At 62.4% G+C, this 24,321-nt stretch carries 21 protein-coding genes and 1 pseudogene; 19 read left to right on the forward strand and 3 right to left on the reverse strand.

The genetic code is table 11. The features are described 5' to 3' along the window. On the forward strand, window positions 1-1,475 hold a 1,475-nt coding region (locus AB839_RS11400; RefSeq protein ID WP_156476647.1), incomplete at its 5' end, for an AAA family ATPase. Window positions 1,476-1,557: 82 nt separating this feature from the next. Continuing rightward, the gene (gene dnaK, locus AB839_RS11405; protein WP_061479459.1) at window positions 1,558-3,474 is read left to right on the forward strand and encodes a molecular chaperone DnaK; all 1,917 of its coding nucleotides are present in this window, start codon (window positions 1,558-1,560) and stop codon (window positions 3,472-3,474) included. Between the two features lie 118 nt (window positions 3,475-3,592). Here the strand turns inward: dnaK and cydB are convergent, their stop codons facing one another. The 3 genes from cydB to fdhD all read right to left on the reverse strand — a co-directional run bounded on the left by cydB (window position 3,593) and on the right by fdhD (window position 7,308). After that, window positions 3,593-4,606, reverse strand: a complete 1,014-nt coding sequence (gene cydB, locus AB839_RS11410) for a cytochrome d ubiquinol oxidase subunit II (RefSeq protein ID WP_061479460.1) — start codon at window positions 4,604-4,606, stop codon at window positions 3,593-3,595. 11 nt (window positions 4,607-4,617) lie between these two features. After that, window positions 4,618-6,006 (reverse strand): cytochrome ubiquinol oxidase subunit I, encoded by a 1,389-nt coding sequence (locus tag AB839_RS11415; protein WP_061479496.1) that lies wholly within the window; start codon window positions 6,004-6,006, stop codon window positions 4,618-4,620. A 444-nt stretch (window positions 6,007-6,450) separates the two neighbouring features. Further along, the gene (gene fdhD / locus AB839_RS11425) at window positions 6,451-7,308 is read right to left on the reverse strand and encodes a formate dehydrogenase accessory sulfurtransferase FdhD (protein WP_061479461.1); all 858 of its coding nucleotides are present in this window, start codon (window positions 7,306-7,308) and stop codon (window positions 6,451-6,453) included. 483 nt (window positions 7,309-7,791) lie between these two features. On the opposite strand from fdhD, the gene AB839_RS11430 reads away from it, so the two are divergent. The 17 genes and pseudogenes from AB839_RS11430 (at window position 7,792) to AB839_RS11510 (ending at window position 24,321) form a co-directional block, all read left to right on the forward strand. Beyond that, entirely contained in the window at window positions 7,792-10,065 is a 2,274-nt protein-coding gene (locus tag AB839_RS11430) for an FdhF/YdeP family oxidoreductase (protein ID WP_061479462.1), read from the forward strand. A gap of 31 nt (window positions 10,066-10,096) precedes the next feature. Beyond that, window positions 10,097-11,137 carry a GTP 3',8-cyclase MoaA gene (gene moaA / locus AB839_RS11435; RefSeq protein WP_156476648.1) on the forward strand — a complete coding sequence of 347 codons (1,041 nt, stop codon included), beginning with the start codon at window positions 10,097-10,099 and terminating at the stop codon, window positions 11,135-11,137. Window positions 11,138-11,145: 8 nt separating this feature from the next. Then, on the forward strand, window positions 11,146-12,186 hold the full coding sequence (gene moaCB, locus AB839_RS11440; RefSeq protein WP_061479463.1) for a bifunctional molybdenum cofactor biosynthesis protein MoaC/MoaB: 1,041 nt from the start codon (window positions 11,146-11,148) through the stop codon (window positions 12,184-12,186). Next, complete coding sequence (locus AB839_RS11445; protein ID WP_061479464.1) at window positions 12,183-13,436, forward strand: molybdopterin molybdotransferase MoeA; 1,254 nt, start codon at window positions 12,183-12,185, stop codon at window positions 13,434-13,436. The genes moaCB and AB839_RS11445 overlap by 4 nt, the downstream gene beginning before the upstream one ends. Next, window positions 13,436-13,696: a MoaD/ThiS family protein gene (locus AB839_RS11450; RefSeq protein ID WP_061479465.1), complete on the forward strand. Its 261-nt coding sequence runs from the start codon at window positions 13,436-13,438 to the stop codon at window positions 13,694-13,696. The genes AB839_RS11445 and AB839_RS11450 overlap by 1 nt, the downstream gene beginning before the upstream one ends. 3 nt (window positions 13,697-13,699) lie before the next feature. Next, window positions 13,700-14,200: a molybdenum cofactor biosynthesis protein MoaE gene (locus tag AB839_RS11455; RefSeq protein WP_061479466.1), complete on the forward strand. Its 501-nt coding sequence runs from the start codon at window positions 13,700-13,702 to the stop codon at window positions 14,198-14,200. Then, on the forward strand, window positions 14,166-14,732 hold the full coding sequence (locus AB839_RS11460) for a molybdenum cofactor guanylyltransferase (RefSeq protein ID WP_061479467.1): 567 nt from the start codon (window positions 14,166-14,168) through the stop codon (window positions 14,730-14,732). Before AB839_RS11455 ends, AB839_RS11460 begins: the two co-directional genes overlap by 35 nt. After that, a complete protein-coding gene (locus AB839_RS11465; RefSeq protein WP_061479468.1) occupies window positions 14,729-15,091 on the forward strand; it encodes a hypothetical protein in 363 nt (120 codons plus the stop codon). Before AB839_RS11460 ends, AB839_RS11465 begins: the two co-directional genes overlap by 4 nt. A gap of 84 nt (window positions 15,092-15,175) precedes the next feature. Beyond that, window positions 15,176-15,919: a molybdate ABC transporter substrate-binding protein gene (gene modA, locus AB839_RS11470; protein ID WP_061479469.1), complete on the forward strand. Its 744-nt coding sequence runs from the start codon at window positions 15,176-15,178 to the stop codon at window positions 15,917-15,919. 3 nt (window positions 15,920-15,922) lie between these two features. Continuing rightward, entirely contained in the window at window positions 15,923-16,606 is a 684-nt protein-coding gene (modB, locus tag AB839_RS11475; protein WP_061479470.1) for a molybdate ABC transporter permease subunit, read from the forward strand. Further along, a pseudogene (locus AB839_RS11480) lies at window positions 16,596-17,255 on the forward strand (ATP-binding cassette domain-containing protein); the annotation flags it as partial. The gene modB and the pseudogene AB839_RS11480, both read left to right, overlap by 11 nt. A gap of 334 nt (window positions 17,256-17,589) precedes the next feature. Continuing rightward, on the forward strand, window positions 17,590-18,618 hold the full coding sequence (locus AB839_RS11485) for a bestrophin family protein (protein ID WP_241776773.1): 1,029 nt from the start codon (window positions 17,590-17,592) through the stop codon (window positions 18,616-18,618). Window positions 18,619-18,712: 94 nt separating this feature from the next. Then, window positions 18,713-20,110 (forward strand): sigma-54 dependent transcriptional regulator, encoded by a 1,398-nt coding sequence (locus AB839_RS11490; protein WP_061479471.1) that lies wholly within the window; start codon window positions 18,713-18,715, stop codon window positions 20,108-20,110. Window positions 20,111-20,119: 9 nt separating this feature from the next. After that, a complete protein-coding gene (locus AB839_RS11495; RefSeq protein ID WP_061479472.1) occupies window positions 20,120-22,174 on the forward strand; it encodes a HAMP domain-containing sensor histidine kinase in 2,055 nt (684 codons plus the stop codon). After that, a complete protein-coding gene (locus AB839_RS11500) occupies window positions 22,171-23,076 on the forward strand; it encodes a DnaJ C-terminal domain-containing protein (RefSeq protein WP_061479499.1) in 906 nt (301 codons plus the stop codon). Before AB839_RS11495 ends, AB839_RS11500 begins: the two co-directional genes overlap by 4 nt. Next, window positions 23,073-23,351: a chaperone modulator CbpM gene (locus tag AB839_RS11505; RefSeq protein ID WP_061479473.1), complete on the forward strand. Its 279-nt coding sequence runs from the start codon at window positions 23,073-23,075 to the stop codon at window positions 23,349-23,351. The genes AB839_RS11500 and AB839_RS11505 overlap by 4 nt, the downstream gene beginning before the upstream one ends. A gap of 19 nt (window positions 23,352-23,370) precedes the next feature. Continuing rightward, window positions 23,371-24,321: a Dyp-type peroxidase gene (locus tag AB839_RS11510; protein ID WP_061479474.1), complete on the forward strand. Its 951-nt coding sequence runs from the start codon at window positions 23,371-23,373 to the stop codon at window positions 24,319-24,321.

Raw genomic sequence — 24,321 nt, forward strand, 5'->3', positions numbered from 1 at the left:
TGGCTGCCGCCACGCTGTCCAACCGCTACATCACCGACCGCCAGCTGCCGGACAAGGCCATCGACCTGATGGACGAAGCCGCCTCACGCCTGCGCATGGAGATCGACTCCAAGCCGGAGGAGCTGGACCGCCTGGAGCGCCGGGTGATCCAGCTGAAGATCCAGCGCGAGATGCTGAAGAAGGAAAAGGACGAAGCCTCGCGGCAGCGCCTGGCCGACCTGGAGAACGACATCGACGGGCTGGAGCGCGAGTTCTCCGACCTCAATGAAATCTGGAAGTCGGAGAAGGCGGCGCTGCAGGGCGCCACCAAGATCAAGGAACAGGTCGAGCAGGCCAAGCTGGAGCTGGAAGCTGCGCAGCGCCGCCAGGATTTCGCCAAGATGAGCGAAATCCAGTACGGCCTGTTGCCGCAACTGGAGAAGCAGCTGGCCGCCGCGCAGGAAGCCGAGCACAAGGACTTCAAGCTGGTACAGGACCGCGTGACCGATGAGGAGATCGCCGAGGTCGTTTCGCGCTGGACCGGCATCCCGGTCAACAAGATGCTCGAAGGCGAGCGCGACAAGCTGCTGCGCATGGAAGAAGTGCTGCACAACCGTGTGGTCGGCCAGGAAGAGGCGATCAAGGTCGTCTCCGATGCGGTACGCCGCTCGCGTGCCGGCCTGTCCGATCCGAATCGTCCGGCCGGCTCGTTCCTGTTCCTCGGCCCGACCGGCGTCGGCAAGACCGAGCTGTGCAAGTCGCTGGCCGAGTTCCTGTTCGACAGTGCCGACGCGATGATCCGCATCGACATGAGTGAGTTCATGGAGAAGCACAGCGTCGCCCGCCTGATCGGTGCGCCCCCGGGCTATGTCGGCTACGAGGAAGGCGGTTACCTGACCGAGGCCGTGCGTCGTCGCCCGTATTCGCTGATCCTGCTCGATGAGGTGGAGAAGGCGCATCCGGATGTGTTCAACATCCTGCTGCAGGTGCTGGACGATGGCCGCCTGACCGACGGCCAGGGCCGCACGGTGGACTTCCGCAACACCGTCATCGTGATGACCTCGAACCTGGGCTCGCATCAGATCCAGGACATGAGCACCGACGACAGCCCGGAGGCCTACACGCAGATGAAGGCGGCTGTGATGGGCGTGGTGCAGGCGCACTTCCGTCCGGAGTTCATCAACCGCCTGGATGACATCGTCGTGTTCCACCCGCTGGACAAGCAGCAGATCAAGCAGATCGCACGCATCCAGATGCGCGGGCTGGAGAAGCGCCTGGCCGAGCGCGGGCTGAAGTTGGCGGTCTCCGATGCGGCGTTCGATCTGCTCGGCAACGTCGGCTTCGATCCGGTGTATGGCGCGCGGCCGCTGAAGCGCGCGATCCAGTCGCAGCTGGAGAATCCGCTGGCGCAGCAGATCCTGTCCGGCGCGTTCGTCAACGGTGACACCATCGAAGTCGGCAATGAGGGTGGGCATTTGGTCTTCAGGAGTACCTGATAGAGCCGAGCGGGGTGACCATATCGACAAGGGCCGGCACCGCTCGTGGCATTGCAGTTCCAGACAACCCAAGGTGAAGATGATGGGCAAGATCATTGGTATCGATTTGGGCACGACCAACTCATGCGTGGCGATCATCGAGGGCACAAAGGCCCGCGTGATTGAGAACTCAGAAGGCGATCGCACCACGCCGTCGATCGTTGCATACACCAAGGAAGGGGAAATCCTGGTGGGCGCAGCTGCCAAGCGCCAGGCGGTCACTAACGCGAAGAACACCTTCTACGCCGTAAAGCGCCTGATTGGACGTAAGTTTGAGGATCCTGAGGTCCAGAAGGACCTCAGTCTGGTCCCATTCAGCATCATTTCCCACGACAATGGCGACGCGTGGGTGGCTACCAGCGACGGCAAGAAGATGGCCCCGCAGGAAGTCTCGGCCAAGGTGCTGGAAAAGATGAAGAAGACCGCCGAGGACTTCCTCGGTGAGAAGGTCACCGAGGCGGTCATCACCGTGCCGGCCTACTTCAACGACAGCCAGCGCCAAGCCACCAAGGACGCCGGCCGCATCGCCGGCCTGGACGTCAAGCGCATCATCAATGAGCCGACCGCGGCTGCACTGGCCTATGGCCTGGACAAGGGCGACAACAAGGATCGCAAGATCGTGGTGTACGACCTGGGCGGCGGTACCTTCGACGTGTCGATCATCGAGATTGCCACGGTCGACGGTGAAAAGCAGTTCGAAGTGCTGGCCACCAACGGCGACACTTTCCTGGGCGGTGAGGACTTTGACAAGCGGGTTATTGACTACCTTGTGGATGAGTTCAATAAGGAGCAGGGCATCGACCTGCGCAAGGATCCGCTGGCCCTGCAGCGCCTGAAGGACGCCGCAGAACGCGCCAAGATCGAGCTGTCCAGCGCCCAGCAGACCGAAGTGAACCTGCCGTACGTTACCGCTGATGCGTCGGGTCCGAAGCACCTGAACATCAAGTTGACCCGTGCCAAGCTGGAAGCCCTGGTGGACGACCTGATCAAGAAGTCGATCGAGCCGTGCCGCGTCGCCCTGAACGATGCTGGCCTGCGTTCGAGCGATATCGACGACGTGATCCTGGTCGGTGGCCAGACCCGCATGCCGAAGGTGCAGCAGGCGGTGACCGAGTTCTTCGGCAAGGAGCCGCGCAAGGACGTCAACCCGGACGAAGCCGTGGCGCTGGGTGCGGCCATTCAGGGCGGCGTGCTCGCCGGTGACGTCAAGGACGTGCTGTTGCTGGACGTGACCCCGCTGTCGCTGGGCATCGAGACCATGGGCGGCGTGTTCACCAAGATCATCGAGAAGAACACCACCATTCCGGCCAAGGCTTCACAAACCTTCTCGACCGCAGAGGACAATCAGCCGTCCGTAACTGTCCACGTCCTGCAGGGCGAGCGCGAACAGGCCCGCTTCAACAAGTCGCTGGCCAAGTTTGACCTGACCGGCATCGAGCCGGCCCCGCGCGGCCTACCGCAGGTGGAAGTGTCCTTCGACATCGACGCCAACGGTATCCTGCACGTGTCGGCCAAGGACAAGAAGACCAACAAGGAACAGAAGGTCGAGATCAAGGCCGGTTCGGGCCTGTCCGAGGAAGAGATCGCACGCATGGTCGGCGATGCAGAGAAGCATCGTGACGATGACCTGAAGTTTCAGGAACTGGTTGCTGCCCGAAACCAAGCCGATGCCTTGGTCTATACGGTGCGCAATGCGGTCCGCGAACATGGAAGCAAGGTCGGCGGCGAAGTCATCGGCGAAGTCGAAGCGGCACTGTCCAGCGTCGAGTTGGCGATGAAGGGCGAAGATAGATCCCAGATTGAGTCGAAGACGCAGGCGCTGGAGCGTGTGGCTGCTCCGCTTCTGTCAGCGGCTACGTCGCAAGAGCAGCCACAGGCGGGCGGCAGTGGTCCTGACCACGGTGCCGGCGGCGGGGATGACGTCGTGGATGCGGACTTCACCGAGGTCAAGGACAAGTAGAACCAATTTGGCGCACCATTCAACGCGCCAACGGCAGACAGCATAAGGGCGCAACGGAATCCCGTTGCGCCCTTGCTGTTTTCTGTCCAGCGCCTACGATCCAGGCTGCGCTACGTGTTCAGTGATAGCTGGTCTCGGCACTGACTTTGCCGCGGAAGACACGGTAGGACCACGCGGTGTAGCCCAAGATAACGGGAAGCATGACCGACAGACCGACCAAGCTGAAGCCAAGCGAGGATGCGGGTGCCGCTGCCTCCCAGAGCGTCAGAGTCGGCGGCAGGAGATAGGGCCACATACCAAGCACAAGGCCCAGATAGCCAAGAATAAACAGCGACAGGCTGAGCACGAAGGGTGCCAGGTGATGTGACGGACGCTTCTCGGCCCGCCACAGGGCCACGGCGACGGCCAGAGTGAGCAGCGGGACAGGGGACAGCCACCAGAAGTTTCCGTCACTGAACCACCGGGCCATCAACCGCAGGTCGAGGAACGGGAGCCAGCTGCTGACCAGCCCCATCGCCACGATCACCGCGACCACCAGCGGGCGGGTCAAGCGCCTGGCCAAGGCGTGGGTCCGTCCTTCCGTCTTCAGGATCAGCCACGTACCGCCCAGCAGGCCATAGCCAGCCACCAGTGCGGCACCGGTGAGCATGGCAAAGGGACTGAACCACAGGAAGGGACCACCGACGTATGCGTCATTCACCACCGGCACGCCTTGCACCACCGTGCCAAGGATCACGCCCTGTGAGAACGCTGCCAGCAGTGAGCCGAGGCCAAAGGCGACGCTCCAGAGCCGTTTCGAACGATGAGCCTTGAACCGGAACTCAAAGGCCACCCCGCGGAAAACCAGCGCTACGAGAAGCAAAAGCACAGGCAGGTAAAGCGCCGAAAGCAGCACGGAGTATGCCTTGGGGAACGCCGCCAGCAATCCAGCGCCCTCCAGCACCAGCCAGGTTTCGTTGCCGTCCCAGATTGGGGAGGCGGTATTCATCATGACATCCAGCTGTTCTTCGTCCTCGGCAAACGGCGCCAGAATGCCGATCCCCAGCACAAAGCCATCCAGAACGACATACATCAGAACACCAAAGCTGATGACGCCGAACCAGGCAACGGGCAACCACGTGATCGAGTCCATGTCAGCGCTCCTCAGAGGGATTGATCGGCAGCGGAGATCGGGCGCGCCGGAGTGCGGTCGCCACCCTCGAGGGACGGACCGGCATCATGAGCACGCGGGCCGTGGCGCAGGATCTTGACCAGATACCAGATCCCCCAGCCGAAGACGAATGCATAACCTGCGATGTAGACCGCCAGCGAAAGCGCGGTCATCCAAGCCGTTTGTGGCCCCACCGCATCGGCGGTACGCAGAACGCCATAGACAATCCAAGGCTGGCGTCCCATCTCAGTGACGAACCAGCCTGCAACCAGCGCGATGAAACCGCTTGGGAGCATCCAGTTCCATACGCGCAACAGCAGCGGTGACCCGAATAGCTTCCTGCGCACCAGGGCGAGTGCTGAGAGCCAGGCCACCAGTAACATCAGGCTGCCCAGTCCGACCATGACCCGGAATGCATAGAAGACAGGAAGCACCGGCGGCCGTTCACTGGGAGGCACCGACGTCAGCGGCGCAAATGTGCCGTCCAGAGAGTGCGTCAGGATGAGGCTGCCGACCCGCGGGATGGCAATCTCCAGGTCGTTTCGCTCCTGCTGTTCGTTGGGTACGGCGAAGACCACCAGCGGAACGCCTTCGCCGGGCGGGCCCTGGTGCCAATGGGCCTCAACGGCAGCAATCTTCATTGGTTGGTGCTTAAGGGTGTTGAGACCATGCATATCGCCGACGAAGATTTGGATTGGGACGATGAGTGCGGCGAAGATAACTGCTGCATTTAGCATTTTCTTGCCGGCCTCCGCGTGCTCCTTGCGTCGCAGGTACCAAGCACCCACGCCGCCAATGACGAAGCAGGTGGTGATGAAGGAACCCAACGCCATGTGCGCCAAGCGGAACGGGAACGACGGATTGAAGACCACCTCCGCCCAGTTCACTGGATGCACGACGCCATTGACCATTTCGTAGCCGGCAGGCGTATGCAGCCAGCTGTTGGATGCCAGGATCCAGAAGGTCGAGAAGAGCGTTCCGAGCGCGACCATGCAGGTGGACAGGAAGTGCAGACGCGGGGAGACCCGGCCCCAGCCAAACATCATCACCCCGAGGAAGCTGGCTTCCAGGAAGAACGCGGTCAGGACCTCGTAGGTCAGCAGCGGGCCGATCACCGTTCCCGCGACCTGGCTCAGACGTGGCCAGTTCGTGCCGAACTGGAAGGCCATGACGATACCGCTGACCACCCCCATTCCGAACGAGACTGCGAAGATCTTTTGCCAGAAGAAGAAAAGCTCGCGCCAGACAGGGTTCCGGGTTCGTAGCCATCGCCACTCCACGAAACCCAGCCAGCTCGCCAGGCCAATGGTGAACGCCGGAAACAGCACGTGGAAGCTGATGAGGAAGCCGAATTGGATCCGCGACAGGATGAGTGCGTCCATAGAGGTCTCGAGGGTTCGATGGAGCGGAGAAAGGAGGCAGAACGTCGCTGGAAGCATGCACTTCATCGCGACCGATGAAATGCACAGTTGGTACAGGCTGAAGTCCGTCAGCCAACTGCAGGGGCCTACCGTGCCCGGGCATAGCGGTCATCGCTTGGCCCTGCATCTGCAAGGCCGGGCTCATCAGCTCAGGCACCCAGCTCCTGGAAGACGTGCCCATTGGCTTCCAGGGTCTTCAGAACCCCGGGAGGAATTTCGTTAGACCAGATTTCACCCTCGATTGACCAGCCCGACGGATCGGCAAGGTCCGGGAGACCGGCGCCTTTTCGCACGTAGAGCGCCAATGTGGGGCGGGCTGGGTTCGTGTATAGATCAAAGCACTCGGGAGGCATCGTGGCATCCTCAATCTGGGCGACGTGATCGGGAATCCTGCTGGTTAGGTGCTCATGCATGAGCACGCGAAATGGAGTCCAGTTCCAACAGACGGTTGGGGTGGGAGTACACGTTGAAGCCTTCACTGCGCGCAAAGCCAACGAGGCAGATCCCTGCTGCTTTGGCCAGGTCGATCGCCAACGCGGTCGGAGCCGATACTGCAGCCACGATTGCCATTCCGGCAGAGGCAGCCTTGCTGACCATTTCATAGCTGGCGCGGCTGGATAGCACCAGAATGCCCGCCCTTGTCGATATCGAGCGTCGCGCGAGGGAGCCGATCAGCTTGTCGAGTGCATTGTGCCGGCCAACGTCTTCGCGAACCTGCAGAATGCGGCCATCTGGGTCTGCCCAAGCTGCCGCATGGGTTGAGCCTGCAGCAGCATTCATCGGCTGGCCCTGCTTCAGTGAGGCCAAAGCCAATCGCACCGAAGCCGCAGAGCAGGTTGCGGAATGGTCAAGTGGCGTTGGCGTGCGAATGACCTCCTCTAGCTGGCTGGCCCCGCAGATGCCGCATCCACTACGGCCAGGCAGGTTGCGCCCTCTGTTTGTAGTGGCAAGGACCGGCGCGTCACTGGTCACAGTCATGGCCAGCTCCATACCTTCCAGGCGCGGGCGGACTTCTACGCTTAGGAGCTGGGCCGGATCAGCAATCAGTCCTTCCGTCAGCGAGAAGCCGAGGGCGAAATCTTCTAGATTCGCGGGGCTGGACATCATCACCGAGAACGCAACATCGTTGTAGAGCATGGCCACCGGGACTTCTTCAGCGACGCTGTCCATGATCGAGCGACGCACATCACCACGCCACTGAATGGTCCGCCGGCGCGCGATGCCGTCGATGTCTCCCGCGAGGACTGGGCTGGGCTCAAACATATGAAGTGGCCTGGCGAGTTGGGGAGCCGGGGCGTATGCGACAGCCGGCCCGTTGGCAGGGCAGGGCGCCACGATATCCGTGTGGGGCTCCAATGCTGGAGAGACTATCCCTAGGACGCGCGCGCTACTACGGCCAAAAACAGCGAATACACGTGCATGGACAATTTGGCGCAAATGATGGGACAGCTTGGGCCACGGCAGGCCGATGGAGTGCCGGGGCGACGGTGAGAGTGGTCAAAGGTGTTTGATTTCAAAGGCATTTTTAGCGACGCACAATGTGAAAGTTTTGTGATGGATGCGCTCAGCCGTCACCGACGCTCCGGAGGTTTGCGGCAGCCAATGTGATTTTCCGCGCCACTACGGCGCGCCCGACCGCAGCGAGGACGGACTGTCCGGTAGGGCCGGACACACTGTCCGTAGCTGCCGTATCTGATGCGTGCTTAACTTTGCTCACTCCCAAAACATGTGCCGCGAGTGCCTGTCATGCCAGAGCAGAAGATCCCCCGTTACAAGGCCTACGATCATCCCGCCGGTGGCTGGGGAGCCGCAGGTGCGACAGCCAAGGTTCTGATGGAGCAGAGTGTCATTACCAAGGGCTCCAAGGCCTTGCTGTCGATGAACCAGCCGGGAGGATTCAAATGCCCCAGCTGTGCGTTCCCGGATGCTGATCACACCAAGAAGCTCGAGTTCTGCGAGAACGGGGCCAAGGCATTGGCATGGGAAGCGACCAAGCATCGCGCGACTCGTGAGTTCTTCGCCCAGCACACAGTGCAGGAGCTGATGGCGCAATCCGATTACTGGCTGGAGATGCAAGGCCGGCTAACCGAGCCCATGCGCTATGACGCGGCGACCGATCACTATGTTCCATGCAGCTGGGATGAAGCTTTTGCGACGATCGGGCGTCACCTGCGGTCTTTGTCGAGCCCGCATGAGGCGGAGTTCTACACATCTGGGCGCACACCCAACGAAGCTGCGTTCCTGTACTCCATCTTCGTTCGCGAGTTCGGGACCAACAACTTCCCGGACTGCTCCAACATGTGCCACGAGCCAACCAGCCGCGGTCTGCCGCCGGCAATCGGTATCGGCAAGGGCACCATCGTGCTGGACGACTTCGAGCATGCGGAGGCCATCTTCGTCATCGGGCAGAACACGGGTACGAACTCGCCCCGAATGATGACCAATCTGGTGGAGGCACGAAAGCGCAAGGTTCCGATCGTTGCGGTCAACCCAATGCCAGAGCGCGCGCTCATCCGCTTTGCCGAGCCCCAGGACGTCGTGCAGATGGCGACGTTCGGTTCCACCGAGATTTCCAGTGAGTTCGTTCACATTCGGATTGGCGGTGATCTGGCCCTGATCAAGGGCATGATGAAGGCCATGTTCGAGCGGGAAGCAGCCGGGGAAACGGTGCTCGACCACCAATTCCTAGCCGAGCACACGGTCGGGCTGGATGCGTTGCGCGACGAGGTGATGGCGCAGGACTGGGACGAGATCGTGCGGGTGTCCGGGATCAAGAAGGAGCAGATCTTGCGCTGCGCCGAGATATACGTCCGCTCCCGCGCGACCATCATCTGCTATGGCATGGGCCTGACCCAGCACCAGCAGGGCTCGCGCTTACTGCAGCAGGTGGCCAACCTGTTGATGCTGCGCGGGAACTTCGGGAAGCCTGGCGCAGGTATCGCACCCATTCGCGGGCATTCCAACGTGCAGGGCGACCGCACTGTCGGCATCGACGAGAAGCCGACGCAGCGCTATCTCGACCGGGTCCGCGAAGTATTCGGCTTTGAGCCACCACGCGAGCATGGGCACCATGTCGTGGAGTCAATCGAGGCGATGCTGGCGGGAACTGCCAAGGTCTTCATTGGCATGGGCGGCAACTTCATCCACGCCGTGCCCGATACCGAGGTGTCCTATCGGGCCATGCGCAATCTGGAACTCACTGTTGGCATTGCCACCAAGCTCAACCGTGGCCACCTGGTGCACGGGAAGGAGGCGCTGATCCTTCCCGTGGTAGCGCGGTCGGAATGGATCCATACCCCATTGGGCGAGCAATTCATCACCATCGAGGACGCGATGTCGAATGTGACCGCCTCGCGGGGCGTGCTGCAGCCGGTGAGCGAACATGTTCTGCCGGAGGTGGAGATCGTATGCCGCATGGCGATGGCCGCACTGCCCGATAGCAGGGTCGATTGGGCCGCCTGCATGTATGACTATGACCACGTCCGCGATCTGATCGCGGCGGTCTATCCCGAAATCTATACAGGCTTCAATGAGCGGATCCAAGCGAAGCATGGCTTCCATCTGGACATTCCGCCACGCCGTCGAGAATGGCCGACACCCAATGGCAAGGCCAACATCCTGGTGTTCCCGGGACTAGAGGTAAATGATGTGGTCGAGGATCCGACCATGCTGCGGCTGGCGACGGTGCGCTCCCATGACCAGTACAACACGACGATCTACAGCTATAACGATCGCTATCGTGGGGTGTACAACGACCGCATGATCCTCTTCATGAACCTGGAGGATCGTGTGGCGCGCGGAATCAGCAAGGAAGGGCAGGTCAGCCTGGAAACGATCTCCAGCGATGGGGTGCACCGCCGGGTCGATGGTCTCACTGTGCTTGACTATCCCATGCCACGAGGCGCAGTGGCGGGCTACTACCCTGAACTCAATCCGCTGCTGCCGCTGGACTACTTCGACCGTATCAGCGGAACCCCCGCAGCGAAGTCGATCCCAGTGCGCGTGGTCATTTCGCAGTAACAATTCCGACGCGCCGTCGGGAGGAGGAAACATGTCAGGCCAGCTCATCCGGGTACCAGAGGCGCCGGCCCCGGCCGGGTCGGGGCAGGCTGCGCGGGAACTCACCGACGGCTTTGGTCGCAGTTTTCCGTACCTGCGCTTGTCGCTCACCGAAGCCTGTAACTTCCGGTGCAGCTACTGCCTGCCCGACGGTTACCAGACCGATGGCCGCCCGCGTTTCCTGCAGGTGGATGAGATCGCGCGCCTGGTGCGGGCCTTTGCCGCGCTGGGCATGAGCAAGATCCGCCTGACCGGTGGCGAGCCCAGCCTGCGTAAGGACCTGGACGAGATCATCGCCACCGTGGCGGCGGTGCCGGGCATCCGCAAGGTGGCCATCACCACCAATGGCACGCTGCTGCCGCGGCGCCTGCCGGGCTGGCACCGGGCCGGCCTGACTGCGCTGAACGTGAGCATGGACAGCCTGCAACGCGAGCGTTTCCACACCATCACCGGCCATGACCGCCTGCCGGAGATCGAACAGGGCCTGGCCCTGGCGCAGGCGCTGGGCCTGCCGGCGATCAAGCTCAACGCGGTGCTGCTGCGTGGCCTGAACGACGACGAGCTGCCGCAGTGGATGGACTACCTGCGCGACCACCCCTACAGCGTGCGCTTCATCGAACTGATGCGCACCGGCGACAACGAAGCGTATTTCCAGCGCCACCACCTGCGCGCCGACGTGGTGATCGAGCAGCTGCTGGCCGCTGGCTGGCATGAGCGACCGCGCGCCGCCGACGCCGGTCCGGCGCGCGAGTTCGTGCACCCGGAGCATCGCGGCAGCATCGGCATCATCGCGCCGTACTCGCGTGACTTCTGCAAGGGCTGCAACCGCCTGCGGGTGACCGCCCGGGGCGACCTGCGGCTGTGCCTGTTCGGCGAGTTCGGCGTGCCGCTGCGTCCGCTGCTGCAGCGCGACGAGGACCACGACGCGCTGCTGGCACGCATCACCACCCAGCTTGGCTTGAAAGCGGCCGGGCATGGACTGCACCAGGGCCAGACCGGGCTGACCCCGCACCTGGCCTCCATCGGAGGATGAGCAACACGATGAGTGGGGAATTGAACGCGGCCTTCCACATGGCCGATGTCCGCGACAAGCGCATCACCCGCCGCCGTGCGGTGGCGGTGGGCGAGCTGCATGCCGGTCCGGTGGCCTATCCGCTGATCGTCGAGCGCCGCCTTCCCAAGGGCGATGCGCTGGTGATGGCCGAAATTGCCGGCCTGCAGGGCGCCAAGATGGCCTCGATGATGATGCCGCTGTGCCACCCGCTGCCGCTGGAACTGGTGCAGGTGTTCTGCGCACCGGTGCCGGAGCGGCAGGCGATCCGCGTGTGGTGCGAGTGCGCAAGCGAGGCGCGCACCGGCGTGGAGATGGAGGCACTGGCCGGCGTCAACGCGGCGCTGCTGACCCTGTACGACCTGAGCAAGCCGGTGGAACCGGCACTGCGCATCGAAGGCATCCGCCTGCTGTTCAAGGAAGGCGGCAAGCGCGGTGTCTGGCTGCACCCGGATGGCATGGACGAGGCCGAGCGCGCGCGTTTCAGCCCGCGTGTGCCGAAGGGCTTGGAGGGCGCGCCCTGCGCGGTGATCACGCTGAGCGATCGCGCCAGCGCAGGCGTCTATGAAGATCAATCCGGTCCGACCTTGGCCGTTGGATTGCAGAAGTTGGGCGGCAAGGTTGTTGCAACGGAAGTGCTACCCGATGGTGTTTTACCGCTAACCGGGCGCTTACGCGCACTCTCTGCGGACGGAATACGCCTATGTTTCTGTACCGGTGGTACCGGGCTGGGTCCGCGTGACCTGACTCCAGAGGCGTTGCGTTCGTTGAACGCCCGACCCGTGCATGGCCTGGCGCAGATGGTGCGGGCGCTGAGCGCGCAGCACACACCGATGGCCTGGTTGAGCCGCGCCGAGGTGGTGCAGCTGGGCAACATGCTGGTGTTCGCGCTGCCCGGCAGCCCGAAGGCGGCGGCGCAGTGCCTGGACATCCTGGCACCGGTGCTGGGTCATGCGCTGGCGATGGTAGAGGGAGGGCGACATTTCCCTAGTCTCCAATCTGTCGATCAACGCGAGTGGGAGGGTGCATGATCAGCTATAGCGAAGCGCTGCAGCTAATGCTGGCTGCGGCCACACCGCTGCCGGCTGAGCGCTTGCCGCTCGAGAGTGCCGGTAGCCGAACCCTAGTTAGTGACATCTATAGTGATCAGTCATTGCCGCCGTTCGACAATTCGGCGATGGATGGGTTTGCGCTGCATGCCGGAGGTGAGACGTTCGAGGCCGGTCGGGAGTTCGGGGTTCAGGGCTGGCAGGCGGCCGGCGATGCCGGTGCCGAAGGCGGTGAGGGGGCCTGGGAGATCATGACCGGCGCGCGCATGCCAGTCGGGCTGGATACCGTGGTGCCGGTCGAGAGCGTGGAGATCCTCACCAGCGAGGGCGGCCGCCCGACCCGCATCTCGTTGAAAAGCGCGGTGAAACCCGGCCAGAACGTGCGCCTGCGTGGTGAGGATGTGAGCGACGGCGAGCGCGTGCTGCAGGCCGGCCAGGTGCTGGATATCAACGCGTGCACCCTGCTGCATGCCATCGGCATGGGTGAAGTGCCGGTGGTGGCACGGCCGAGGGCCGCGGTGATCGCCACCGGTAAGGAACTTGTGACCGAGGCAGCGCAGGCGCTGGAATCCGGGCAGATCCGTGACAGCAACCGGCCGTATCTGGTCGGCCGCCTGCAGGCCGCCGGTGCCGAGGTGGTTTGGCAGGGGACGGTGGGAGACGACGTGGCCGCATTCAATGCGGTGCTGGATGAAGCGCTGGACGCGGGTGCGCAGCTGTTGATCAGCACGGGCGCGGTATCGGCCGGCCGTTACGATTTCGTTCCCGATGCACTGCTAGCCCGCGGAGCCATCATCATCTTCCACAAGGTGGCAATCCGCCCAGGCAAGCCGCTGCTGTTCGCGGTGCTGCCCAATGGTGCGCTGTACTTCGGCCTGCCGGGCAACCCGGTGTCGGCTGCGGTGGGCCAGCGCTTCTTCGTCGAGCCGGTACTGCGCCGCCTGCTGGGCCTGGCACCGGAGTCGGTGTTGACGTTGCCCCTGCAGGCCGACGTCCGCACGCCCCCTGGCCTGCGCTTCCACGCGCGGGCGCGGGTGGAAGTGGATGCGCAGGGCCGGCTGAGTGCGCGCGTGCTCGCCGGGCAGGAGTCGTTCCGTTTGATGTCCATGCTGCAGGCCAACGCCTGGGTGGTGCTGGAAGGCGAGGGCGGTCTGGCCCCTGCCGGCACGCCGGTGCGTGTGCAGGGTTGGGGTCATCATGACCCGGTGCAGCTGGCGAGCCAGGAGCCGTGATGAGACAGGTAAATCTGCAGTTGTTCGGTGCGTTTTCCGATCTGGATGCCAGCCGCGAAATCGCGGTGGAGGTGGCTGGCGGCACCGTGGCCGATCTGCGCCAGGCGCTGCGTGAGCTGCTGCCGCTGCATTGGCCGGATTTCCGTGCCGGCCTGCTGGATTACTCGGCATTCGCCGACCAGCAACAGGTGCTGCGTGACCACGATGCGCTGCCCGACGATGGCCGGGTGGCGATCCTGCCGCCGGTGAGCGGAGGCTGACCGATGAGCGAGAAGATCATCGCTAAGGTAGTGGACCGCGCGCAGGCGGCGATCGATCCGGCCGAAGGCATCGCTGCGGTCTCCGATCCGGGCTTCGGCGGCATCGATGTGTTCATCGGCAAAGTGCGCGACGTGAATGTGGGCCGGCGGGTGACCGGGATCACCTACGACCTGTTCGAGCCACTGGTGCTGAACGAATTCAAGCGCTTGGCCGCCGAGGTCGAAGCCACGTTCGGTCCGAAGCTGAAACTGTATGTAGCGCATGCCAAGGGCCGGCTTGGCATCGGCGACGTGGCGGTGGTGGTGGCCGCCGGCAGCCCGCACCGTGACGAAGCGTTCAGGGCCTGCCGGCAGTTGATCGAAGTGGTGAAGCACCAGTGCCCGATCTGGAAGCAGGAGCACTACGAGGACGGCGACAGTGCGTGGAGCGAGGGCTGCAGCCTGTGCCATGCCGACAGCGAACCCGGCCATGACCATGCGCACGACCACGAACATTCCCATTGATGGCATCGTGCTGGCCGGCGGCCTGTCCACCCGCATGGGACGCGACAAGGCGCTGCTGCCGTGGCACGGACGCACCCTGCTTGAGCACGTGCGCGGCCTGCTGCGGCAGGCCGGTTGCCGACGGGTATGGGTGAGTGGCAACTACCCAGCCTTCGGGGGGATTGCAGATCGCGTGGCACGCTGCGGCCCGCTGGGTGGCCTCTACAGCGTGGCCATGTGCATGCCCGAAAGCGTTGCTTTGGTGTTGCCGGTGGATACGCCCAATGTGACCCCAGGGCTACTACAGCGCTTGTTTGCTGAGCCCACAGCAGCCTGCACGTTGTTTGCGGACGAACCGTTGCCGATGCGGTTGCAGATTGATGACAGGTGCCGGCGTGTGTTGCAGGAACTGATCGAGAAGCCACAAGCCCATCGTTCGCTGCGCGCCGTTCAGGAACGCCTGGGTGCGATCGAACTGCCGCTGGCAGACAACGAACGCAAGCTGCTTCTTAACTGCAATAGCCCAGCCGATCTGGAGTCCATCGCATCATGAAAGTCCAGCTGCAACGGCAAGCAATTCGCCTGCGCGTTGATGAGGAGGAGCTAGCGCGATTGCTGGTTGGTGAGTCGGTGGAGAACATGACGCGGCTCGGCGGCGACTACGGTTGGGGCGTCGTGCTATCGCTGCACGCTGGGGAACAGGCTGTGGTCCTCAGTGCAGGTGAGTACTGCCGTCTGGTGCTGCCCCGCGAGGCGATTCGGACCTTGGCGGCACGATTGCCTTGTCGAGATGGCCTGGGTTTCAGCATCGCCCTCGATGACATTTTGTTGCAAATTCAGTTCGACGTGGATGTACGAGACAGCCTGCGCCAACGAGGTCCGCATCGTCGCGCACCCTCTGTCAAAGACTGAGCTAGGAAGAGGCAGGCTGCGCATAGCCTGCGATGGCAACGATTGGCGGTGAAACTGATCGCCCCACTGACCAAGGATCCGATAATGAAGCGAGTGGGACTGCTGTTGCTGGGGTTGCTGGCGACCGTGCCGGCCTGGGCGGCCGATCTGACGGTGTCGGCGGCCTCGAGCCTGACCGAGAGCTTCCGCGAACTGGGTGCGGCCTATGAGAAGGCGCACCCGGGGACCAAAGTCGATTTCAACTTCGCCGCCTCTGGCGTGCTGCTGCAGCAGATCAGCCGCGGTGCACCGGTGGATGTGATTGCGTCTGCGGACGAGACCACGATGGACCAGGCCCAGCAGCAGAATCTGCTGGCTTCGGGCACCCGCGAGGTGTTCGCGGTGAATGCGTTGTGGGTGGTGGTGCCGCCGCAGGCCAAGGCTGCGCCGCGCACGCTGCAGGAACTGGCCGGCAATGGCGTGCAGCGCATCGCGCTGGGCAACCCGGACAGCGTGCCGGTCGGCCGCTACGCAAAGGGCGCGCTGGACGCGGCCGGGCTGTGGCCGGCAGTGCAGGGCAAGGCCATCACCACCCAGAACGTGCGCCAGTCGCTGGATTACGTGGCACGCGGTGAAGTGGATGCGGGCTTCGTCTATGCCACCGATGCGAAGGCGATGCCCGAACGGGTGCGCCGTGCGTTCGTGGTGCCGGTGGCGGGGCGCATCGCCTATCCGCTGGCAGTGACCAGGGCAAGTACGCAGCCGGCGGAGGCCAAGCGCTTCACTGCCTTCGTGCGTTCGCCGCAGGGCCAGGCGATCCTGGCCAGGCACGGGTTCGGCATGCCCTGAGGCATGGATATGGACTGGACTGCGCTGGGGTTGTCGCTAAAGGTGGCTGGCTGGGCCACCGCGATCAATCTGGTGCTGGGCGTGGCGTTGGGTGCGCTGCTGGCGCGTCGGCGCTTTCTCGGCCGTGAGTTGCTGGACTCGCTGTTGACTCTGCCGATGGTGCTGCCACCGACGGTGCTGGGTTACTACCTGCTGGTGCTGATCGGTCGCAACGGCATGATCGGCGCGTGGCTGCAGTCGTGGTTCGGCATCAACCTGGTGTTTACCTGGCAGGCCGCGGTAATGGCTGCGGCGGTGGCTTCGCTGCCGCTGGTGTTCAAGCCGGCACGCGCGGCGTTCGAGAATGTGGACGGGCAGCTTGAGCAGGCCGCGCGCACGCTCGGCGTGTCCGAAGCCGCGCTGTTCTTCCGCATCACGCTGCCGCTGGCCTGGCGCGGCATTCTTGCCGGCCTGCTGCTGGCCTTCGCACGCGCGATGGGCGAATTCGGCGCGACGCTGATGGTGGCCGGCAGCATTCCCGGCCGCACGCAGACGCTGTCGATCGCCATCTACGAGGCCGTGCAGGCCGGCCAGGACGGCAAGGCCAATGCACTGGTGATCCTGACCTCGGTGGTCTGCATCGTGATCCTGCTGCTGGCCGCACGGTTGGTGGGCGGATGTCGCCGGGAGCTGCGTGATGTGGCTTGACCTCCAAGTCCAGCGACGACTGCAGGCGGCCGGCCAGGATTTCGTGTTGGAAGTATCGCTGCAGTGCACGCAGCGGCAGGTGGTGCTGTTCGGGCCCTCGGGCGCGGGCAAGAGCCTGACCCTCAAGGCGGTGGCCGGGCTGCTGCGGCCGGGGCAGGGCCATGTACGGCTGCAGGGGCAGACCCTGTTCGATGCGGCCACCGGCGTGGATCTGCCGCCGCAGCGCCGCCGGTTGGGTTATGTTTTCCAGGATTACGCGTTGTTCCCGCACCTGAGCGTGCGCCAAAACGTGGCGTTCGGGCTGCAGAAGGGCTGGTTGAATCCGCGGGTCGGCCAGCGCTTCGATGCGGTGGAGCAGTGGTTGCACGCCTTCCGCATCGACACCGTGGGCGATCTGCTGCCCTCGCAGATTTCCGGCGGGCAGCGCCAGCGCACCGCACTGGCGCGGGCGCTGGTGACGCAACCGCAGGCGCTGCTGCTGGATGAACCGTTCTCCGCGCTGGATCATGACCTTCGGCAGCATCTGCGCCAGGAATTGGAGGCGGTGCTGGACAAGACCGGGATCCCGTTGTTGTTGATCAGTCACGACCCTCAGGACATCCGCTTCTTCGGGCAGCAGGTAGTGCATATGGAGTCGGGCCAGGTGGTACACGGAAAGGAAGTCAGTGCAGGTCCGGACAGTAATGTCCGAATGATCCAGCCGGCAGCCCAGGCTTATCCACTCTTGCCGTCTTGCAACCTCTCGGTAGAGGCCTTTACACCCAACGCTTCCACGTGCCTTCCCCTGTCCGTCAATGCGCATGCAGGGTTTGGGGAAAGGTGTCGGGACGAACAGTGAATCCAGTTCCCTCAAGTGCACCTTACTCCTGCAACTGGTGCTTCCCAAGTGGCTCAATTGACATGATCATTCCGTCAACAAGCGAAAGCTCTCCCCAGGCTACCGGCCTGCACACCAGCCTGGCCATCGTAGGGGGAGTGCGGCCATGTCGCTGACCACAAGCCCCTTCGGCGGCGCGGGGCGTTACGGCAGTCCCATTGACGAGCAAGAGGTCGACATGAGGAACGTACGCCAGGACGTCGAAATGAGGATGCGGCGCCAACCGACGATGTGGGACATTGCCTTTGCGGTCAAAGGCACGATTCTTCCGAAGATCGCGAGGCATTTGATGCTGATCGCGTTGATCAGCATCATCGCCATTCTTGCGTCGCTTGAGCACCCGGGTATCTTCGCCCGGTTCGGCTCCGTTCCGTTCACGCTGATTGGCATCGCGCTGTCGGTGTTCATGAGCTTTCGCAACAATGCCTGCTATTCCCGATGGTGGGAAGCAAGGCATCTATGGGGAGAACTGATCATCGCCTGTAGATCGCTGGCACGGCAGACGGCGGCCCTAGCCCCTGAGGATCGAACGCAGATCATTCATGGCCTCTGTGGATTCACGGCAGGCCTGACGGCCAGGCTGCGGAGAAACAGCGAGGCCGACGCAATCGGCCTCTGGTGCAATATCGGAGCCGCCGCAAAGGGTCCCAATCCAACAAATGCGGTCCTTGAAAGTATCGGAAATCGATGCCTGCAACTCGTCAGGAGCGGCAAGATCGACTCGATCCAGTACTCTGTCCTTGACGGCCAACTCAGCACGCTAGCTCGTATCCAAGGGGGCTGCGAGCGCATCCTCAATACACCGGTGCCGTTCTCATACTCATTGCTCCTGCACCGCACCGCCATCGTGTTCTGCACCATGCTGCCGTTCGCACTGGCTGGGTCACTCGGTTGGTGGACGCTATTGCCAGTATTGATAGTGGCCTACACGTTTTTTGGTCTTGACGCACTCGGGCACCAGCTGGAAGAACCCTTCAGCCTTGCACCCAACGCGCTCCCACTGTACTCGCTGCGGCAGATAGTTGAGCGCGAGATGATGTCGATCCTGGAGCTCGCCAACACCGAAGCCGGCAGCGGAAGCGGTGGCGGTGGACAGGAACTTGCCAGCGAGCGTGCGGAACGATCACTGAGATGAGGCGACGAAAGTGGCAGGCGCCGTCGCACGTCTCCGATTGAAATCACACAGCGTTTAACGCAGCACATACAGAACATACAGAACCGAGGGAAATATGACGCCCAAGAGCGCCATTCATGCAGCCGAAGAGCACGCCGGTGGCGATGTCGCTTGGCCGGATCTTTCAGATTCGTCAATCCTGATCGTCGACGACGAGCCGGGTATGCGCAGTTTTTTGGTGCGCGCCCTGCGGCCAAGATGCAAGGCTGTGGAAGCGGCTGCAGACACTGAAGAAGCCGAGAAGCATCTGGCCGATCGCCACTTCGATATAGTCGTTGTCGACAACGTGATGCCTGGGAAGAGTGGCATCGTCTGGCTGGAGGAGCAGCGCCGAGAGGGTACGTCGGCTGACTTCATTCTGATCACCGCCTACGCGGACCTGGACTCGGCCATCGGGGCGATCCGTGCAGGCGCCGCTGATTTCCTACTCAAGCCATTCCGAACCAGCCAGCTGCTGGCGGCCCTGTCTCGCTGTCTGGAGCGCGGTCGACTGCAGCGCGAAAATGCTGTTCTACGCCACGAACTGCATGGATCGGGCGCGCCTTCACCACTGCGCGACAAGCTCACCGGCAGCTCGCGAGTGATCCAAGCCACTCGCGACCTGATCGCAAAAGTGGCGCCCTTGCCCAGCAGTGTTTTGTTCACTGGAGAGTCCGGCGTGGGTAAGGAGGTGGCGGCACGATCGTTGCATTCGCTCTCCACGCGCGCCTCCAACCCCTTTATTCCTATCAACTGCGCAGCGATCCCGGCCGAGCTGATTGACAGTGAACTGTTCGGCCATCTGAAGGGGGCGTTCAACTGGGCGCAAGCATCACGCCAAGGCTTGGTGTCATATGCTCAAGGTGGGACGCTGTTCTTCGATGAGGTCGCCGACCTGCCACTGGCGTTCCAAGGCAAGCTTCTGCGCATGCTCGAGGATAGGCGGATACGCCCGGTCGGCGCAGAGCGCGAGACTCCTATCGACGTCCGTTTCGTCTTCGCGACCAATAAGAATCTGGTCGCGGCAGTGAAGGACGGCACCTTTCGGTCCGATCTCTTCTATCGGATCAATGTCCTGGAGGTGCAGATACCGCGCCTGCACGATCGGGGGACGGACGTACTGGAACTAGCGGCTGGATTCATGCGCGAACTGGGGCTGCAGCTTGGTCTACATCCCATTCCGTTCGATGAACGAACCCGTGCCTATCTCCAGCACTACTCTTGGCCGGGCAATGTCCGCGAACTGCACAACTATGTGGAGCGCAGCCTGATCCTGGGCCACTTCCCGTCGCATCTTGAACGACTCGAATCTCTGTCTGATCCGCGCAGTCGACTTCTGTCCGAGGTCGAACGTCGGCACATCCTGGCCGTACTCCGGGAAACGGGTGGTGATCGCGAACAGGCAGCCGGCATTCTTGGGATTTCGCGGAAGACCATCGACCGCAAATGTTCCAGCTGGAACGTATCAGCGTAGGGAACCGCAATGAAACGAGTGCGCTCCGTCCGCCACCGCCTGCTGTTGATCTCGATCCTTCCGATGGTTGTGATCCTGCCAATGATCGTTGGCGTGCTCATATACAAGTGGGACAAGCGTTTCGATGAACTGCTGTCCGCCAAGGTCGGCAGTGATCTGAAGATTGCTGGGCAGTACATGAACCAGTTGCTGAGCAACGACCGTGCATCACTTGCTGCCATCGCTGACTCGGAGAGCTTTCATAGCGCAGTTGGTGGTGACAGGGGCGCTCTCAGCACATTGCTTGCATCGAAAGCCCGTACGGGTGCATTGGACTTCATCGCGCTGCTTGATCGAGATGGTCATCTCCTGGCCAGCAGCGAACCGTCATCGGAGAAGGCCGTGTTGCTCAAGTGGCCAGTGATTGAGAAGGCAGTCAACGGTGTCTCCGACGTGCAGGTGGGCGTGGTGCAAGGGGATGACCTGCGAGCGCTCTCGCCCCAGTTGGCGGCGCGTGCGGAGATCGTCCGCCTGCCAGAGCCGGGAGAGCAGTCGCCGCCGAGCACATATGAACGGCGCGCACTGATGATCCAGGCTGCCACTCCAGTGAACTTGCCCGGCCAGCAGCCAGGGGTGCTGGTCGCGGGAACGCTGCTGAACCACAACACGCACTTCATCGACCAAATCACGGACTTGATCTATCGGGACAATGGCATGCGCTCCGGAAGTACCGGTATCGCGTCCCTTTTCCTTGGCGATACCCGCATCAGCACGAACGCCAAGCTACCCGGCGGGCGCCCAGCATCCGGCACAAGAGCGTCAGCGGAAGTGGCCGCAGCGGTTCTTGGTCAAGGCAAGACGTGGTTGGCAAAGGCCTTCGTGGTCAATGACTGGTATGTCTCAGGCTATATGCCGATTCGGGACAGTCAGGGCGTGCCGGTCGGCATGCTCTTCGTTGGCTTTTCGGGCGAACCATTCGCCACCGCGCGACGGAACGCCATTGGAATGATAGTCCTCGGTTGCCTGCTGGTTGCGGCAATTACCGTACCCCTGTTTCTGTATATCGCCCGTGGCGTGTTTCGGCCGCTGGAAAAAATGGACGCGGCCATTGCGCGGGTCAAGGCCGGCGATCGCAACGCCCGCGCAGGCGCGCGTGGTTCCAACGACGAGATCGGACGACTGGCATCGCAGCTGGATCAGATGCTCAACCAGCTGCAGGACAACGAGCGGCAGCTGATGGCCTGGAACGAGGAGCTCAACACGCGGGTGGAGGAGCGGACGGCGGGACTGCTGCTTGCCAACCGACAGCTGGAGGAAACAACGCAGCACCTCATTGTGACAGAGAAGTTGGCAACTATTGGCGAGATCGCCGCAGGTGTCGCACATGAGATCAACAATCCGCTCGCAGTGATGCAAGGAAACCTGGAGCTGCTGCGTGAAGCCGTGCTCCACGAGACCGGACCAGGCGGCAAGGAAGAGTTCGACCTCATCGAGGATCAGATCCAGCGTATCAGTACGATCGTGTCGAAGCTGCTTCAGTTCTCGAAACCCAGCGAGCACGCAGCGGAGTACGAACTGCTGGAGCCTTCATCCCTGCTGCTGGAAACACTACCGCTGGTACAGCACCTGACCAAGCGCCAGCCCGTCATGATCGAGAAGGGATTCCATTCCACCCGACTCATCAGGGCCAACAGAGGGGAAATCCAGCAGATCTTGGTGAACATTATGATCAATGCACTCCATGCCATGCCGGGCGGCGGTGTCTTGGGGCTAGCCACCGAAGACACGGATGACATCCACGGTGCGCCGGGAGTGGCGCTGCGGATATCCGACACCGGTAGCGGCATCCCGCAGGACATCCTAGAGCGGATCTTCGAGCCCTTCTTCACGACCAAGCACCGTCAGGGCACCGGGCTTGGCCTATCGATCAGCCAAATGTTGGCGTCTCGGCATAGAGGAAACCTCTCTGTGGCGAGTACGGGGCCAGCGGGAACCGTCGTTGAACTGTGGATGCCAGAGGCGGCCGAGGACCGTCCCAGCACGCTGAATTCCTCAAATGACATGAACGAATGGAGGTTGGAGTGAGCAGTCCATACGAAACGCTTGGTGTTGCCAGTGACGCCACGACGGATCAGATCAAGAAGGCGTACCGGAGGCTGGCCAGGAAGCTGCATCCCGACCTGAACCCAGGCGACAAGGCCGCGGAAGAAAAGTTCAAGGATGTCGCCAATGCTTACAGGCTGCTCATCGATCCGGAGAAGCGGGCGCTGTTTGACCAAGGGGCGATCGACGAAACCGGAGCGGAGCGCCCGCGCCGCGAGTACTACCGCGACTATGCCCAGGCCGATGCGGGCTATGGCGACGGCGGCTTTGGTGGCTACGCGGACTTTGCCGAAGCCGGTGATCCGTTCGCCGAGTTCTTCCGCCGCACGTCGAATGCCCGCGCAAACCGCCGTGGCCAGGACCTCCGCTATCACCTCGAAATCAGCCTGGCGCGCGCCATCGAGGGAGGCGCTGAGCGCGTGGTCCTGGGCGATGGCGGCACCCTGGATGTGAACATTCCACCGGGCGTCACCCAGGGGCAAACACTCCGCCTTCGAGGCAAGGGCGCAAAGGGTGCTGGTACGGGGGGAGACGGCGATGCCTTCATAGAGCTGGAGATTGCACCAGACCCACGCTTCCTTGCCGAGGGCGACTCGCTCACGATTGATGTGCCCATTTCCTTGAAGGAAGCCGTGTTGGGCGCACGCATTACCGTGCCGACACCAACTGGTCATGCCGAAGTGGGCGTGCCTGCTGGCTCAGATGGCAACACCCGGCTTCGGCTGAAAGGGCAGGGCATGCCATTGCGCTCCGGTGGCCGAGGCGATGAGTTCGTCCGATTGAAGATTGTTCTACAGAAGCCTATGGACGTGGAGCTGGCCCAGTTCGTGAAGACCTGGGAGTCGGGTGCGTCCTTCAATCCGCGGGAAGGAGGTGCAGCATGAGCGCATTGAATGAGGTTGTCAGTGTTCAGGATATCCTCGACCAGGCCGGCGTCGAGGAGGCTGTGCTGAGCCATTGGGTCCAGCTGGAGTGGATCTCTCCACAGCAGGGTGAGGATGGACTGATCTACACGCGTGTAGATCTCAGTAGAGCACTTTTGGTTCGCGACCTTATGTTTGAAATGGAGGTCAATGAGGCAGGGGTGGACGTTGCGCTTCAACTGATCGAGCAGGTGCATGGATTGCGGCGGTTGCTGCTGGCCATGCGTGATCGGTGACCCATTCCAGGAGCGTTCAATGAGTTACGCGACGCCGCAATCCCCCGAACCGCAACCGATCGACGCACCATTGTCGATTGCTGCATCCTTCCTTGTTCTTACCATTGAGCGGGACGCCTCGTCCCTATCTACCGTGCGAACGGTCCTGGGCGGCCTGGACGATCTGATCAAGAACGTGCTCGTCAGAGATGTGACCGGCACCTTTACCTGCAACGTCGGGATTGGCGCGAACGTATGGGGCCCGCTCCTTGGCACCGCGCCACCTGCTGAGCTACGTCCGTTCAAGGAGATCCGAGGCGCAGCGCATGCGGCAGTCTCCACGCCAGGCGATCTCCTGTTCCATATCCGCGCCAAGTCAATGGATCTGATTGTCGCGTTCCAGCAGATGCTCTTCGAGGGCTTGGAAGGGGCAGTTGCAGGGCAGGACGAAGTCAGTGGATTCAGATACTTCGACGGTCGCGATCTGCTGGAGTTTGTCGATGGTACTGCCAATCCAATTGGTTTGGCGCTCCCCGAGGCGACCATCGTCGGAAGCGAAGATCCCGCGCACGCGGGTGGAAGCTACGTTGTCACACAGAAGTACCTTCACGATCTCAAGGCCTGGAAGGTCCTTAGTACTGAAGTCCAGGAGCAGATCATCGGTCGCAGAAAATTTACGAACACCGAGCTTCCAGACGCACCAGAGGCAGATCAGAAGTCGCACAAGACGCTGTGTACCATTACAAAGGATGGGATCGAACACGACATTCTGCGGGACAATATGCCTTTTGCAAGGCCGTCACATGCCGAGTACGGGACCTACTTCATTGGCTATTCAAGACATCTCTGGGTGGTCGAGCAGATGCTTGAGCGAATGTTCATTGGCAACCCGCCGCCGCTTCACGACCGAATTCTTGATTTCTCAAGAGCTGTGACTGGCAACGTCTTCTTTGTTCCGTCCAGAAGCGCACTCGCGGCAATGGCAGGTTGA

Origin of the sequence: Stenotrophomonas sp. DDT-1, from assembly GCF_001580555.1 — a bacterium.
In the GTDB taxonomy this organism is placed as follows: domain Bacteria; phylum Pseudomonadota; class Gammaproteobacteria; order Xanthomonadales; family Xanthomonadaceae; genus Stenotrophomonas; species Stenotrophomonas sepilia.

What these genes read in the sequence shown, in the direction of transcription:
- dnaK (WP_061479459.1), top strand. Translation starts at nt 1,558, where the DNA reads ATGGGCAAGATCATTGGTATCGATTTGGGCACGACCAACTCATGCGTG.
- cydB (WP_061479460.1), bottom strand. Translation starts at nt 4,606, where the DNA reads ATGGACTCGATCACGTGGTTGCCCGTTGCCTGGTTCGGCGTCATCAGC.
- AB839_RS11415 (WP_061479496.1), bottom strand. Translation starts at nt 6,006, where the DNA reads ATGGACGCACTCATCCTGTCGCGGATCCAATTCGGCTTCCTCATCAGC.
- fdhD (WP_061479461.1), bottom strand. Translation starts at nt 7,308, where the DNA reads ATGTTTGAGCCCAGCCCAGTCCTCGCGGGAGACATCGACGGCATCGCG.
- AB839_RS11430 (WP_061479462.1), top strand. Translation starts at nt 7,792, where the DNA reads ATGCCAGAGCAGAAGATCCCCCGTTACAAGGCCTACGATCATCCCGCC.
- moaA (WP_156476648.1), top strand. Translation starts at nt 10,097, where the DNA reads ATGTCAGGCCAGCTCATCCGGGTACCAGAGGCGCCGGCCCCGGCCGGG.
- moaCB (WP_061479463.1), top strand. Translation starts at nt 11,146, where the DNA reads ATGAGTGGGGAATTGAACGCGGCCTTCCACATGGCCGATGTCCGCGAC.
- AB839_RS11445 (WP_061479464.1), top strand. Translation starts at nt 12,183, where the DNA reads ATGATCAGCTATAGCGAAGCGCTGCAGCTAATGCTGGCTGCGGCCACA.
- AB839_RS11450 (WP_061479465.1), top strand. Translation starts at nt 13,436, where the DNA reads ATGAGACAGGTAAATCTGCAGTTGTTCGGTGCGTTTTCCGATCTGGAT.
- AB839_RS11455 (WP_061479466.1), top strand. Translation starts at nt 13,700, where the DNA reads ATGAGCGAGAAGATCATCGCTAAGGTAGTGGACCGCGCGCAGGCGGCG.
- AB839_RS11460 (WP_061479467.1), top strand. Translation starts at nt 14,166, where the DNA reads ATGACCATGCGCACGACCACGAACATTCCCATTGATGGCATCGTGCTG.
- AB839_RS11465 (WP_061479468.1), top strand. Translation starts at nt 14,729, where the DNA reads ATGAAAGTCCAGCTGCAACGGCAAGCAATTCGCCTGCGCGTTGATGAG.
- modA (WP_061479469.1), top strand. Translation starts at nt 15,176, where the DNA reads ATGAAGCGAGTGGGACTGCTGTTGCTGGGGTTGCTGGCGACCGTGCCG.
- modB (WP_061479470.1), top strand. Translation starts at nt 15,923, where the DNA reads ATGGATATGGACTGGACTGCGCTGGGGTTGTCGCTAAAGGTGGCTGGC.
- AB839_RS11485 (WP_241776773.1), top strand. Translation starts at nt 17,590, where the DNA reads ATGTCGCTGACCACAAGCCCCTTCGGCGGCGCGGGGCGTTACGGCAGT.
- AB839_RS11490 (WP_061479471.1), top strand. Translation starts at nt 18,713, where the DNA reads ATGACGCCCAAGAGCGCCATTCATGCAGCCGAAGAGCACGCCGGTGGC.
- AB839_RS11495 (WP_061479472.1), top strand. Translation starts at nt 20,120, where the DNA reads ATGAAACGAGTGCGCTCCGTCCGCCACCGCCTGCTGTTGATCTCGATC.
- AB839_RS11505 (WP_061479473.1), top strand. Translation starts at nt 23,073, where the DNA reads ATGAGCGCATTGAATGAGGTTGTCAGTGTTCAGGATATCCTCGACCAG.
- AB839_RS11510 (WP_061479474.1), top strand. Translation starts at nt 23,371, where the DNA reads ATGAGTTACGCGACGCCGCAATCCCCCGAACCGCAACCGATCGACGCA.